Origin of the sequence: Enterobacter cloacae complex sp. ECL414 (assembly GCF_021869685.1) — a bacterium.
In the GTDB taxonomy this organism is placed as follows: Bacteria; Pseudomonadota; Gammaproteobacteria; order Enterobacterales; family Enterobacteriaceae; genus Enterobacter; species Enterobacter kobei.
In genome coordinates, this window is sequence record NZ_CP091481.1 from 4,132,392 (window position 1) to 4,144,540 (window position 12,149).

The 12,149-nt window shown below is 55.3% G+C and carries 14 protein-coding genes; 12 read left to right on the plus strand and 2 right to left on the minus strand.

Going from position 1 to position 12,149, the window contains the following annotated elements; translation table 11 throughout:
* Nucleotides 1-3: 3 nt before the first annotated feature.
* Nucleotides 4-1,245 carry a serine/threonine transporter SstT gene (sstT, locus tag L3068_RS19860; RefSeq protein ID WP_023331360.1) on the plus strand — a complete coding sequence of 414 codons (1,242 nt, stop codon included), beginning with the start codon at nucleotides 4-6 and terminating at the stop codon, nucleotides 1,243-1,245.
* Between the two features lie 93 nt (nucleotides 1,246-1,338).
* On the opposite strand, the gene L3068_RS19865 is transcribed toward sstT, so the two are convergent.
* Nucleotides 1,339-2,826, minus strand: a complete 1,488-nt coding sequence (locus tag L3068_RS19865) for a UxaA family hydrolase (RefSeq protein ID WP_117581445.1) — start codon at nucleotides 2,824-2,826, stop codon at nucleotides 1,339-1,341.
* A gap of 17 nt (nucleotides 2,827-2,843) precedes the next feature.
* The gene (gene uxaC, locus L3068_RS19870; protein ID WP_014885323.1) at nucleotides 2,844-4,256 is read right to left on the minus strand and encodes a glucuronate isomerase; all 1,413 of its coding nucleotides are present in this window, start codon (nucleotides 4,254-4,256) and stop codon (nucleotides 2,844-2,846) included.
* A 474-nt stretch (nucleotides 4,257-4,730) separates the two neighbouring features.
* On the opposite strand from uxaC, the gene L3068_RS19875 reads away from it, so the two are divergent.
* The 11 genes from L3068_RS19875 (at nucleotide 4,731) to L3068_RS19925 (ending at nucleotide 12,122) form a co-directional block, all read left to right on the plus strand.
* Complete coding sequence (locus L3068_RS19875) at nucleotides 4,731-6,029, plus strand: MFS transporter (protein WP_023331362.1); 1,299 nt, start codon at nucleotides 4,731-4,733, stop codon at nucleotides 6,027-6,029.
* Nucleotides 6,030-6,210: 181 nt separating this feature from the next.
* Nucleotides 6,211-6,987 carry a transcriptional regulator ExuR gene (gene exuR / locus L3068_RS19880; protein ID WP_014885325.1) on the plus strand — a complete coding sequence of 259 codons (777 nt, stop codon included), beginning with the start codon at nucleotides 6,211-6,213 and terminating at the stop codon, nucleotides 6,985-6,987.
* A gap of 343 nt (nucleotides 6,988-7,330) precedes the next feature.
* Nucleotides 7,331-7,993, plus strand: a complete 663-nt coding sequence (gene yqjA, locus L3068_RS19885) for a DedA family general envelope maintenance protein YqjA (RefSeq protein WP_014885326.1) — start codon at nucleotides 7,331-7,333, stop codon at nucleotides 7,991-7,993.
* Nucleotides 7,994-7,995: 2 nt separating this feature from the next.
* Nucleotides 7,996-8,379, plus strand: coding sequence for an EnvZ/OmpR regulon moderator MzrA (gene mzrA / locus L3068_RS19890; protein WP_014885327.1), 384 nt, complete (start codon nucleotides 7,996-7,998; stop codon nucleotides 8,377-8,379).
* Nucleotides 8,380-8,522: 143 nt separating this feature from the next.
* Nucleotides 8,523-8,891 (plus strand): DUF1090 domain-containing protein, encoded by a 369-nt coding sequence (locus L3068_RS19895; RefSeq protein ID WP_014885328.1) that lies wholly within the window; start codon nucleotides 8,523-8,525, stop codon nucleotides 8,889-8,891.
* 29 nt (nucleotides 8,892-8,920) lie between these two features.
* On the plus strand, nucleotides 8,921-9,226 hold the full coding sequence (locus L3068_RS19900) for an ElaB/YgaM/YqjD family protein (protein WP_008503141.1): 306 nt from the start codon (nucleotides 8,921-8,923) through the stop codon (nucleotides 9,224-9,226).
* Between the two features lies 1 nt (nucleotide 9,227).
* Nucleotides 9,228-9,626: a phage holin family protein gene (locus L3068_RS19905; RefSeq protein ID WP_014885329.1), complete on the plus strand. Its 399-nt coding sequence runs from the start codon at nucleotides 9,228-9,230 to the stop codon at nucleotides 9,624-9,626.
* Nucleotides 9,623-9,919: a YqjK-like family protein gene (locus L3068_RS19910; protein ID WP_014885330.1), complete on the plus strand. Its 297-nt coding sequence runs from the start codon at nucleotides 9,623-9,625 to the stop codon at nucleotides 9,917-9,919. The genes L3068_RS19905 and L3068_RS19910 overlap by 4 nt, the downstream gene beginning before the upstream one ends.
* 279 nt (nucleotides 9,920-10,198) lie before the next feature.
* Nucleotides 10,199-10,591 carry a DoxX family protein gene (locus L3068_RS19915; RefSeq protein WP_014885331.1) on the plus strand — a complete coding sequence of 131 codons (393 nt, stop codon included), beginning with the start codon at nucleotides 10,199-10,201 and terminating at the stop codon, nucleotides 10,589-10,591.
* Between the two features lie 71 nt (nucleotides 10,592-10,662).
* Nucleotides 10,663-11,649, plus strand: coding sequence for a glutathione S-transferase family protein (locus L3068_RS19920; protein WP_014885332.1), 987 nt, complete (start codon nucleotides 10,663-10,665; stop codon nucleotides 11,647-11,649).
* Between the two features lie 107 nt (nucleotides 11,650-11,756).
* Complete coding sequence (locus L3068_RS19925) at nucleotides 11,757-12,122, plus strand: DUF805 domain-containing protein (RefSeq protein ID WP_014885333.1); 366 nt, start codon at nucleotides 11,757-11,759, stop codon at nucleotides 12,120-12,122.
* Nucleotides 12,123-12,149 lie beyond the last annotated feature (27 nt).

Below are 12,149 nucleotides of genomic sequence, written 5' to 3' on the forward strand. Positions count from 1 at the left end.
CGTATGAGCACACAATCAAGCGGTCTGTTCGCGCGCCTGGCGCAGGGCAGCCTCGTTAAACAAATTCTCGTCGGGTTGGTACTGGGCATTCTGCTGGCAATGGTGTCAAAACCCGCTGCAGAAGCCACCGGGCTTCTCGGCACCCTCTTTGTTGGCGCCCTGAAGGCCGTCGCACCGGTTCTGGTTCTGATGCTGGTCATGGCCTCCATTGCCAACCACCAGCACGGACAAAAAACCAACATTCGCCCTATTCTGTTCCTGTATCTTCTGGGAACCTTCTCCGCTGCCTTAACGGCCGTGGTATTTAGCTTCCTGTTCCCGTCTACGCTGCACCTGACCAGCGCGGCCGGTGACATCACACCGCCGTCCGGCATTGTGGAAGTGCTGCGCGGTCTGCTGATGAGCATGGTATCCAACCCCATCACGGCGCTGATGAACGCGAACTACATCGGCATCCTGGTCTGGGCGATTGGTCTGGGCTTCGCGCTGCGTCACGGCAACGAGACCACGAAAAATCTGGTCAACGATTTATCGAATGCCGTCACCTTTATGGTGAAACTGGTGATTCGTTTTGCGCCAATCGGTATTTTCGGGCTGGTCTCCTCCACGCTGGCCACCACCGGTTTCGACGCGCTGTGGGGCTACGCGCAGCTGCTGGTTGTTCTGGTCGGCTGTATGCTGCTGGTGGCGCTGGTGATCAACCCGCTGCTGGTGTTCTGGCAGATCCGCCGCAACCCGTATCCACTGGTGCTAACCTGCCTGCGTGAGAGCGGGGTGTATGCCTTCTTCACCCGCAGCTCTGCGGCAAATATCCCGGTTAACATGGCGCTGGCGGAGAAGCTGAATCTGGACCGCGATACCTATTCCGTGTCGATCCCGCTGGGTGCGACCGTGAACATGGCGGGCGCGGCAATCACCATCACCGTGCTGACCCTGGCAGCGGTACATACCTTAGGTGTTCCGGTCGATCTACCAACGGCGCTGCTGCTGAGCGTGGTGGCTTCTCTGTGTGCCTGTGGCGCGTCCGGCGTGGCGGGTGGCTCGCTGCTGCTGATCCCACTGGCATGTAACATGTTCGGTATCCCGAACGAGATCGCCATGCAGGTTGTGGCCGTCGGCTTTATCATCGGCGTATTGCAGGACTCCTGCGAAACGGCGCTGAACTCCTCAACCGATGTGCTGTTCACCGCAGCGGCCTGTCAGGCGGAAGACGCGCGTTTAGCGAAGAACGCTCTGCGAGGTTAACAGCAAAGCGGCAACCTCTGGTTGCCGCTTTTAATGTTTTCACCCTCTCCCCGTGGGAGAGGGCCGGGGTGAGGGCACCAGCCCGCACTCAACCTAAAGCGTCACACCACTCTTAAAGATCGCCAGCTCGCGAAAATCGTTCTTCTCATTGCAGGTCTGTCTGCCGCTGGCAAACGCCACGATGGCGTCCACGAACTCCGTCAGCAGCTGCGGCATCGCTTTGCCGTGAATCAGCTGGCCTGCGTCGAAATCAATCCAGTGCTTTTTCTTCGCCGCCAGCTCGCTGTTGGTCGCGATTTTGACCGTCGGCACAAAGCCACCGTACGGCGTGCCGCGACCGGTACTGAACAGCACCATGTGGCAGCCAGCCCCCGCCAGCGCGCTGGTGGCGACCGCATCGTTACCCGGTGCGCTCAGCAGGTTCAGACCGTGGGTTTTCAGGCGCTCGCCGTAACGCAGGACGTCCACGACCTGGCTTGCCCCCGCTTTCTGGGTACAGCCGAGGGATTTCTCTTCAAGCGTCGTGATCCCGCCCGCTTTGTTACCCGGCGACGGGTTCTCATAAATCGGCTGATTATGGGCGATGAAGTACTGTTTGAAGTCGTTCACCATGGTGACGGTCTTCTCAAACGTCTCTTCGTCGCGGCAGTGGCTCATCAGAATGCGCTCTGCGCCGAACATTTCCGGCACCTCGGTCAGCACCGTTGTGCCGCCGTTAGCGATCACGTAATCCGAGAAGCGGCCCAGCATCGGGTTCGCCGTGATGCCGGACAGGCCATCGGACCCGCCGCACTCCAGACCAAACTTCAGCTCGCTTAGCTTGCCCGGCTGGCGTTTATCGTGACGCATCACCTCGTACAGCTGGTGCAGATGTTCCACGCCCGCCTCCACTTCGTCATCCTGGTGCTGACATACCATAAAATGAACGCGCGCCGGGTCAAATTCGCCCAGCGTGTCGCGGAAGGCATCGACCTGGTTGTTTTCACAGCCGAGGCCAATCACCAGCACCGCTCCCGCGTTAGGGTGGCGCACCATGTTTTGCAGCATGGTGCGGGTGTTGATATGGTCGTCGCCGAGCTGCGAACAGCCGTAGGTATGGCTGAAGAGATGTACGCCGTCGGTACCCTCGGCATCGTGTGTCTCTTTCAGAAAACGCGTCTGGATCTGGCGTGCAATGCCGTTCACGCAGCCGACGGTTGGAAGGATCCACAGCTCGTTGCGGATCCCCACCTCACCGTTCGCACGACGGTAGATCTGCACGTCCCGATCCGCCGCCTGCTCTTCTTCCGACTGAAAATCAGGTTGATAGCTGTACTCGTCAAGATCGCTCAGATTTGTGCGGGTGTTGTGGGAATGAATATATTCACCCGGCGCAATATCCGCCAGTGCATGACCGATGGGCAAGCCGTACTTCACCACGTTCTCCCCTTTCGCAATGGGGATCAGGGCAAACTTGTGTCCACGCCCAACGGCCTGGCGTAACGTCAGCGACTGGTTGTTGAAGGTCACTTCCGTCCCTTCGGTCAAATCTGCCAGCGCGACGGCAACGTTATCCAGCGAATGGATTTTGATGTATTGCATATCAACCTCAGACGGCCTTAGTTCAGTTCAATGGCGAAGTAGTCACGCGCATTGTTAAAGCAGATGTTTTTCACCATGTCGCCCAGCAGCTGGATATCGGCTGGCGCTTCGCCTGCGTGAACCCAACGGCCAATCATCTGGCACAAAATGCGGCGGAAATATTCATGGCGCGTATAGGACAGGAAGCTGCGGCTGTCAGTCAGCATGCCGACAAAGCGGCTCAGCAGGCCAAGCTGTGCCAGCTGCGTCATCTGACGCTCCATGCCATCTTTCTGGTCGTTGAACCACCAGCCGGAACCGAACTGCATCTTGCCCGGCATCCCTTCGCCCTGGAAGTTGCCAATCATGGTGCCCAGCACTTCGTTATCGCGCGGGTTCAGGCAGTACAGGATGGTTTTGGGCAGCAGGTTTTGCTCGTTCTGTTTGCTCAGCAGTTTAGATAACTCTTCCGCCAGCGGGCGATCGTTGATGGAGTCGAAGCCCACGTCAGCACCGAGCAGTTTGAACTGACGCTGGTTGTTGTTGCGCAGCGCGCCGATGTGGTACTGCTGTACCCAGCCGCGACGGGCGTATTCCGCACCGAGGAACACCAGCACCGCCGTTTTAAACTGCGCCACGTCGTGCTCGTTAAGCGTTTCACCCGAGAGACGACGCGCCAGAATGCTGTCCAGCTCGGCTTCGCTGGCGTCCGCAAACAGCACCACGTCCAGCGCATGGTCAGAGACTTTACAGCCATGTGCCGCAAAGTGATCCAGACGTTTGGTCAGCGCGGTTTGCAGATCGGCGAAACGGCGGATATCGGTATCGGACACCTCGGCCAGCTTCGCCATGTAATCGTTGAAGGTGGCCTGTTCGATGTTGAAAGCTTTGTCCGGGCGCCAGCTTGGCAACACTTTAATATCGAAAGAGGTATCTTTCGCCACGACAGCGTGATGTTCCAGGGAGTCAATGGGATCGTCGGTGGTACCCACCATCTTCACGTTCATCTGCTTCATGATACCGCGTGCGGAGAAGTTATCCTGCGCCAGCAGTTCGTTGCACTGGTCCCAGATTTCATCCGCAGTGGCAGGTGAAAGCAGTTTTCCGGTGATGCCAAACGGACGGCGCAGTTCCAGATGGGTCCAGTGAAAGAGCGGGTTGCCGATCGTGTGTGGAACGGTCGCGGCCCAGGCGTCAAACTTCTCGCGGTCGCTGGCGTCGCCGGTACACAGGCGCTCAGCCACACCGTTGGTGCGCATCGCACGCCATTTATAGTGGTCACCCTTCAGCCAGATGTCATACAGGTTTTTGAAACGGTAATTTTCGGCAACCTGCTGCGGCGGCAAGTGGCAGTGGTAGTCGAAAATCGGCTGGTCTTTGGCATAGTCATGGTACAGACGGCGAGCAAATTCGGTATCTAGCAGAAAATCGTCAGTCATAAACGGCGTCATTATCGTCATCCTCATTACGGGAGCGTCAGAAAGCGTATGTTCATATGCTGCAAAGTTATCACACCAATTTCCATCGGCAGACGTTTTTTTCGTGAGTAAGATCAATAAACGCCAACAAATAAATCCCCCTGAATGACGTAAACTCTTCTCCACCCCGCGCCAATACTGGCTTCATCCGCAAAGCAGAATGCCCACACAAATAATCATACATTTGTGATGTCACTCACCTTTTAAAGTTGTATGACAAGTTATCTTTTCGCCGTCGCAAACCATAAGCCGACGGAATGCATTGCCGGTGTGAAACATCGGATTTAACGGTACGGATACCGACTGAAAGACGCTTACTGATGGCAAAGTTCGGGCCGTTCCGGAAACACCTTCCGGCTACGCCCCTCCCGTTACACAGCTGCTCCCGGAAACGGTTGAGAGGTTGCCGTGCTCTGGCACGGAAATAACATAACGATGAGGTTTTAGATGCGTAAAATTAAAGGGTTACGTTGGTATATGATCGCACTGGTGACGCTGGGCACCGTGCTGGGCTACCTGACGCGTAACACCATAGCGGCGGCGGCGCCTACGCTAATGGAAGAGCTGCACATTTCAACCCAGCAATATTCCTACATCATTGCGGCCTACTCCGCGGCTTATACCATTATGCAGCCGGTTGCTGGCTATGTTCTGGATATTTTAGGCACCAAAATCGGCTATGCCTTCTTCGCCGTCACCTGGGCCATTTTCTGTGGCGCAACGGCGCTGGCAGGCAGCTGGGGCGGGCTCGCGCTGGCGCGTGGTGCAGTAGGTGCCGCCGAAGCGGCAATGATCCCGGCAGGGCTGAAAGCCAGCTCCGAATGGTTCCCGGCGAAAGAGCGTTCCATTGCTGTCGGATACTTCAACGTGGGGTCGTCGATTGGCGCGATGATTGCACCGCCGCTGGTGGTGTGGGCTATCGTGATGCACAGCTGGCAGCTGGCGTTCATTATCTCAGGCGTGCTGAGCTTCGCATGGGCAATGGCGTGGCTGATTTTCTACAAGCATCCGCGCGACCAGAAAAAACTCTCCGAAGAAGAACGCGAATACATTATTGGCGGTCAGGAAGCGCAGCATCAGGTCAACAACGGCAAGAAACTATCCGTCTGGCAGATCCTGGGCACCCGTCAGTTCTGGGGTATTGCCCTGCCGCGCTTCCTCGCTGAGCCTGCCTGGGGGACGTTCAACGCGTGGATCCCGCTGTTCATGTTTAAAGTCTACGGCTTTAACCTGAAAGAGATCGCGATGTTCGCCTGGATGCCGATGCTGTTCGCCGATCTGGGCTGTATCGTGGGTGGCTACCTGCCCCCGCTGTTCCAGCGCTGGTTTGGTGTGAACCTGATTGTCTCCCGTAAAATGGTCGTGACCATGGGCGCGCTGCTGATGATTGGACCGGGGATGATTGGCCTGTTCACCAGCCCTTACGTGGCTATCGCGCTGCTGTGCGTTGGCGGTTTTGCTCACCAGTCACTTTCCGGCGCGCTGATTACGCTCTCGTCTGACGTCTTCGGCCGTAATGAAGTCGCCACCGCTAACGGCCTGACCGGGATGGCGGCATGGACTGCAAGTACGCTGTTTGCGCTGGTAGTGGGTGCCCTGGCAGACACCATCGGCTTTAGCCCGCTGTTCGCCGTGCTGGCCGTCTTCGACCTGATGGGTGCGGTAGTGATCTGGACGGTACTGAAAAACAAATCCGCCGAGGAGCTGCAGAAAGAGACGCTCGGGAAACCGGCTACGCAGAGTTAGCATCGCTGTGCCGGGTGGCGGCTTCGCCTTACCCGGCCTACAAAACCCGTAGGCCCGTGCAAGCGAAGCGCCGCCGGGTATTAAAGGCCGCTCCGTAGCGGCTTTTTTCATGTCAAAATCTGGAGAGTGGCACGCAGAAGTGGTATAACAAATCATCTGCCGTACCCTGCCTGGAGCGCATATGGACATCACCGAACCACGTCGTTTATATCAACAACTTGCTGCGGAGCTGAAAGATCGCATCGAGCAAGGCGTCTATCTTGTCGGTGATAAACTTCCCGCCGAGCGTTTCATTGCCGATGAAAAAAGCGTGAGCCGTACCGTCGTGCGTGAAGCCATTATCATGCTGGAAGTGGAAGGCTATGTTGAGGTCCGCAAAGGCTCCGGTATTCATGTGATTTCCAATCAGCCTAAACACTCTCCGGTAACGGATGAAAGTCTGGAATTCGCCAGCTATGGTCCGTTTGAGCTGCTCCAGGCTCGCCAGTTAATCGAAAGCAATATTGCCGAATTTGCCGCGACGCAGGTGACCAAGCAGGACATCATGAAGTTAATGGAAATCCAGGAGAACGCCCGCAAAGAAAAATGTTTCCGGGATTCTGAGTGGGACCTGCAGTTTCACGTCCAGGTTGCGCTGGCAACCCAGAATACGGCGTTGGCGGCAATCGTTGAGAAAATGTGGACTCAGCGCGTTCACAACCCTTACTGGAAAAAACTGCACGATCATATCGATTCCCGCACCGTCGACAACTGGTGTGACGATCATGATCAAATCCTTAAGGCGCTGATTCGTAAAGATCCTCACGCGGCAAAACTGGCGATGTGGCAACATCTGGAAAACACCAAGCAGATGCTGTTCAATGAAACCAGCGACGACTTCGAATTTAACGCAGACCGCTATCTTTTTGCTGATAATCCAGTGGTTCATCTTGATACGGCACCCAGTGCCGCAAAATAGATGACCTTTCTGCTGGCAGGCGCTTCGCTGCGCCTTCCAGCTTAAGTGGGTAAGCAAAACATATATAGTGTCAGCCTTTGTAAATCCCCTCGCTCACTTCCAGGGCTTACGCCAAAATCACCTCACCCTGCAAATTCTGTGACGCAGAACGTTGGGCTTTGTTACAATTGGATTCACTTCGTTATTTTGTAAGTTAGTGCTTGCTAACCAGCCAATTAACAGGGAACAGTGTTGGCCACACCGCAATGTGTCCGCGAGCGACCATAATGAAATCACAACAATGTCGCCGTACTGTTTGTCCCGGCTAACAGGCGTGACGTTAACCGATTTCCAGGAACACTGAATGGAACTTTTGACTCAACTACTGCAAGCCCTCTGGGCGCAGGATTTTGAAACGCTGGCCAACCCTTCCATGATTGGCATGCTCTATTTTGTCTTATTTATGATCCTGTTCCTGGAGAATGGTTTGCTGCCTGCGGCCTTCTTACCGGGTGACAGTTTGCTGGTGCTTGTCGGTGTGCTGTGTGCCAAAGGGGCAATGGCATTCCCGCAAACCGTTTTATTACTGACCATCGCGGCCAGCCTCGGCTGCTGGGTGAGTTATATCCAGGGAAGATGGCTGGGCAATACCCGGATCGTACAGAACTGGCTTTCTCATCTGCCGGCGCATTACCACCAGCGGGCGCATCACCTTTTCCATAAGCACGGGCTTTCCGCACTGCTGATGGGCCGCTTTATTGCCTTTGTGCGCACCCTGCTGCCCACCATTGCCGGGCTGTCCGGGTTGAGCAGCACGCGCTTCCAGTTCTTTAACTGGATGAGCGGCCTGCTGTGGGTGCTGATCCTGACGACGCTGGGCTATGCGCTGGGTAAAACGCCGGTCTTCATGAAATATGAAGATCAGCTGATGTCCTGTCTGATGCTGCTTCCAGTGGTTCTGCTGGTCTTCGGCCTGATTGGCTCGCTGGTTGTTCTGTGGAAGAAAAAGTACGGAGCGCGAGGTTAACGATGGTTATCTCTCCCCTCGCCCTGCGCCGTTCTGCCTGTGCATTCATTGTACTGATGTTCCTCTGCGCCCTTCTGCTGGCCTGGAGCGCGCTTTCACATGAGGAATCTACGCTGGCCATTCGTCCGGTTAATCAGGGCGCCAGCGTGCCCGACGGTTTCTCTGTCTGGCATCATCTGGACGCGAACGGGATCCGCTTTAAAAGCATTACGCCAAAAGACGATGTGCTACTGATCAAGTTTGACTCCCGCACGCAAAGCGCCGCGGCGAAAGCGGTTCTTGACCGTACGCTGCCGCGTGGGTATATCATTGCCCAGCAGGAAGATGACAACCAGCCAGCGGCGTGGCTGTCATTGATTCGCGATACGTCGCATCGGTTTGGATAATTACCAGGATTCCGAATCTTTTCACTCACTTTGGTGAATCCCCCGTTTACTTACTATGCTTAAGTACGCGGAGCACCCCTCGAATGTACTCCGCATCATTCTGGAAAGCGGCTTACGCCGCAACACAATGGAAGGTTTCGATAATGAAATTCCGCATGACTCTGGCTCTGGCCCTTTTTTCTTTAAGCACAGCGACCTTCGCCAACTCTCTCTGTCAGGAGAAAGAACAGGATATTCAGCGTGAGATCGGTTACGCCGAAAAGCATAACAATCAGCACCGTGTTGATGGTCTTAAAAAAGCGCTGAGCGAAGTGAAAGCAAACTGTACAGACAGCAAGCTACGTGCCGATCATCAGAAAAAAATCGCTGAACAGAAGGACGAGATAGCCGAGCGCCGTCAAGACCTGCAGGAAGCGAAAGAGAAAGGGGATGCGGAAAAAATTGCTAAGCGCGAGAAGAAGTTGAAAGAAGCGCAGGACGACCTGAAAGCGCTGGAAGCTCGCGATTATTGAGTTAACGGAAATCTCAACAGGAGAGAATCATGTCAAAAGATACGACGTCTGAACATCTGCGCGCTGAACTGAAATCCCTGGCCGATACCCTTGAAGAGGTGTTGAACTCTTCCGCCGACAAGTCGAAAGAAGAAGTGAGCAAGCTGCGTAGCAAAGCGGAGCAGGCGCTGAAAGAGAGCCGCTACCGCCTGGGTGAAACCGGTGATGCACTGGCAAAACAGACCCGTGAAGCGGCGGCTCGCGCGGACGAATATGTGCGCGATAATCCATGGACGGGGGTAGGTATTGGTGCCGCCGTCGGTGTGGTACTGGGTGTTCTTCTGACGCGTCGTTGATATGGAAGATCCTCGTCACGCACAAGGGCCTGCTAACAACGTCCTCGGCATCGGCCAGCGTATTTTAACCACGCTGGTCGGGATTGCCGAAACGCGCGTCCGGCTGGCAGTGGTCGAGCTGGAAGAGGAGAAAGCAAATCTCTTCCAGATGCTGCTGATGCTCGGCCTGACCATGCTCTTCGCCGCGTTTGGTCTGATGAGCCTGATGGTGTTAATCATCTGGGCCATTGATCCGCAGTATCGACTCAACGCGATGATTGCCACCACCGTCGTTTTGCTGGTCGCCGCGTTGATTGGCGGCATCTGGACGCTGCGCAAAGCACGCAAGTCGACTTTCCTGCGCCATACGCGTCAGGAGCTGGCTAACGATCGCGCCCTGCTGGAGGATGACAAGCCGTGAGCGACAAAGCCGAACGTCAGAAGCGCAAAGCCTACCTGTTGAGTCAGATCCAGCAGCAACGGCTGGATCTTTCTGCCAGCCGTCGCGACTGGATTGACGCGACGCGGCGGTTTGACCGTGGCTGGAATACCTTTCTGAGCCTGCGTTCATGGGCGCTGGTCGGCAGTAGCGTAATGGCTATCTGGACGGTTCGTCATCCAAATATGCTCATCCGCTGGGCACGCCGCGGTTTTGGTGCCTGGAGCGCCTGGCGTTTGGTGAAAGCGACGTTGCGTCAGCAGCAGCTGAGGTAGCCTTCTCGCCGGGTGGCGGCTTCGAGGTAAAAGCAAAACGGTAACTCAGGTTACCGTTTTTGTTTTTGCGCCCTCTCCCCGTGGGAGAGGGTTGGGGTGAGGGCACCAGCGCGCACCTGTTTTTACTCAATATCTTTGAATAAGATTGACAGTTTTCCTTGCTAACAATTGTCACCCGCCCCGTTTATTATCCTCTCCATCGACAGCAAATCCGCGGTATCTACCCGGAATTGCACACAAATAAAGTTCAGCCGCTGATGTGGTTTCCTGGAGAGTAAAATGAAAAAATTAGAAGATGTTGGTGTACTGGTAGCGCGTATTCTGATGCCAATCCTGTTTATCGTAGCGGGTTGGGGAAAAATCACCGGTTATGCGGGTACCCAGCAGTACATGGAAGCCATGGGCGTGCCGGGGTTCCTGCTGCCTCTGACCATTCTGCTTGAGTTCGGCGGCGGCCTGGCGGTTCTGTTCGGTTTCCTGACCCGTACTACCGCGCTGTTTACCGCGGGCTTCACCGTGCTGACAGCGTTCATCTTCCACAGCAACTTTGCGGAAGGCGTGAACTCTCTGATGTTCATGAAAAACCTGACCATCGCGGGTGGCTTCCTGCTGCTGGCAGTCACTGGCCCAGGCGCATACAGCATCGACCGCCTTCTGAATAAGAAGTGGTAAGCACGCTATACTGAATAAACACAAAGCGAGGAGACATCTCCTCGCTTTTGCTATCTGACGGAGGAGAAAAAATGGGACAACTCGTAGACGGCGTCTGGCAGGATGTCTGGTATGACACAAAATCCACCGGAGGACGCTTTAAGCGCTCTGTTTCGGCCTTCCGTAACTGGCTGACCGCCGATGGCGCACCTGGCCCGAGCGGTGAAGGCGGCTTCGCGGCCGAGAAAGATCGTTATCATCTTTATGTTTCTCTGGCCTGCCCGTGGGCACACCGCACGCTGATTGTGCGCAAACTTAAAGGCCTTGAATCCCTCATTCCGGTTTCGGTGGTCAACCCGCTGATGCTGGAAAACGGCTGGACGTTTGACAGTGATTTCCCCGCCGCGACCGGCGACGATCTTTACCACCACGATTTCCTCTACCAGCTTTATTTGCGCGCCGATCCGCACTACACCGGACGCGTTACTGTCCCGGTACTGTGGGACAAGAAAAACCAGACGATTGTCAGCAACGAATCTGCGGAAATCATCCGCATGTTCAATACCGCGTTTGATGCACACGGCGCCCGCGCCGGGGACTACTACCCGGTTGAGCTGCGCGATAAAATTGACGAGCTGAACAGTTGGATCTACGACAACGTCAACAACGGTGTCTATAAAGCCGGGTTTGCGACCAGCCAGGAAGCCTATGACGACGCGGTCGGGAAAGTGTTTGAATCGCTGGAGCGTCTGGAGCAGATCCTCGGCCAGCATCGCTATCTGACAGGCGACCGCCTGACGGAAGCCGATATTCGTCTGTGGACCACGCTGGTGCGCTTTGATCCGGTCTATGTCACTCACTTTAAGTGCGACAAGCATCGTATCAGTGACTATCTGAACCTGTATGGTTTCCTGCGCGACATCTACCAGATGCCGGGCATTGCCGAAACGGTCGACTTCGACCATATCCGCACCCACTATTTCCGCAGCCACAAGACCATTAATCCGACGGGCATTATCTCCATCGGCCCGTGGCAGGATCTGGATGAGCCGCACGGTCGCGACGTGCGTTTTGGATAAATATCAAGGGCATCACCAGATGCCCTTTTTTAATTCACAATCTCCATCTATCCTTATCTCGATCGCTTAAAAAACAAGTGATTGACCGATTATTGAGGCAAGGAAAAATGGACTGGTATTTAAACGTACTGCGCAACTATATTGGATTTGGTGGCCGCGCCCGCCGCAAAGAGTACTGGATGTTCATTCTGGTGAACTTCATCTTCGCGCTGGTGCTAAGCATCGTGGATAAAATTCTGGGCTGGGAGTGGGCGAGCGGGGAAGGCGTTCTCACCTCAATTTACGGCTTATTTATTCTGTTGCCTTCCTGGGCCGTGCAGTTTCGACGCCTCCACGATACCGATCGTTCGGCGTGGTGGCTGTTGCTGCTGCTGATCCCGATCGTGGGATGGATTGTGATTTTGATCTTCAACTGCCAGTCCGGTACGCCGGGCGAAAACCGCTTTGGTCCGGATCCTAAGATCGCTGCGTAAATTATTGCCCGGTGGCGCTTACGCTTA

What these genes read in the sequence shown, in the direction of transcription:
- sstT (WP_023331360.1), top strand. Translation starts at nt 4, where the DNA reads ATGAGCACACAATCAAGCGGTCTGTTCGCGCGCCTGGCGCAGGGCAGC.
- L3068_RS19865 (WP_117581445.1), bottom strand. Translation starts at nt 2,826, where the DNA reads ATGCAATACATCAAAATCCATTCGCTGGATAACGTTGCCGTCGCGCTG.
- uxaC (WP_014885323.1), bottom strand. Translation starts at nt 4,256, where the DNA reads ATGACGCCGTTTATGACTGACGATTTTCTGCTAGATACCGAATTTGCT.
- L3068_RS19875 (WP_023331362.1), top strand. Translation starts at nt 4,731, where the DNA reads ATGCGTAAAATTAAAGGGTTACGTTGGTATATGATCGCACTGGTGACG.
- exuR (WP_014885325.1), top strand. Translation starts at nt 6,211, where the DNA reads ATGGACATCACCGAACCACGTCGTTTATATCAACAACTTGCTGCGGAG.
- yqjA (WP_014885326.1), top strand. Translation starts at nt 7,331, where the DNA reads ATGGAACTTTTGACTCAACTACTGCAAGCCCTCTGGGCGCAGGATTTT.
- mzrA (WP_014885327.1), top strand. Translation starts at nt 7,996, where the DNA reads ATGGTTATCTCTCCCCTCGCCCTGCGCCGTTCTGCCTGTGCATTCATT.
- L3068_RS19895 (WP_014885328.1), top strand. Translation starts at nt 8,523, where the DNA reads ATGAAATTCCGCATGACTCTGGCTCTGGCCCTTTTTTCTTTAAGCACA.
- L3068_RS19900 (WP_008503141.1), top strand. Translation starts at nt 8,921, where the DNA reads ATGTCAAAAGATACGACGTCTGAACATCTGCGCGCTGAACTGAAATCC.
- L3068_RS19905 (WP_014885329.1), top strand. Translation starts at nt 9,228, where the DNA reads ATGGAAGATCCTCGTCACGCACAAGGGCCTGCTAACAACGTCCTCGGC.
- L3068_RS19915 (WP_014885331.1), top strand. Translation starts at nt 10,199, where the DNA reads ATGAAAAAATTAGAAGATGTTGGTGTACTGGTAGCGCGTATTCTGATG.
- L3068_RS19920 (WP_014885332.1), top strand. Translation starts at nt 10,663, where the DNA reads ATGGGACAACTCGTAGACGGCGTCTGGCAGGATGTCTGGTATGACACA.
- L3068_RS19925 (WP_014885333.1), top strand. Translation starts at nt 11,757, where the DNA reads ATGGACTGGTATTTAAACGTACTGCGCAACTATATTGGATTTGGTGGC.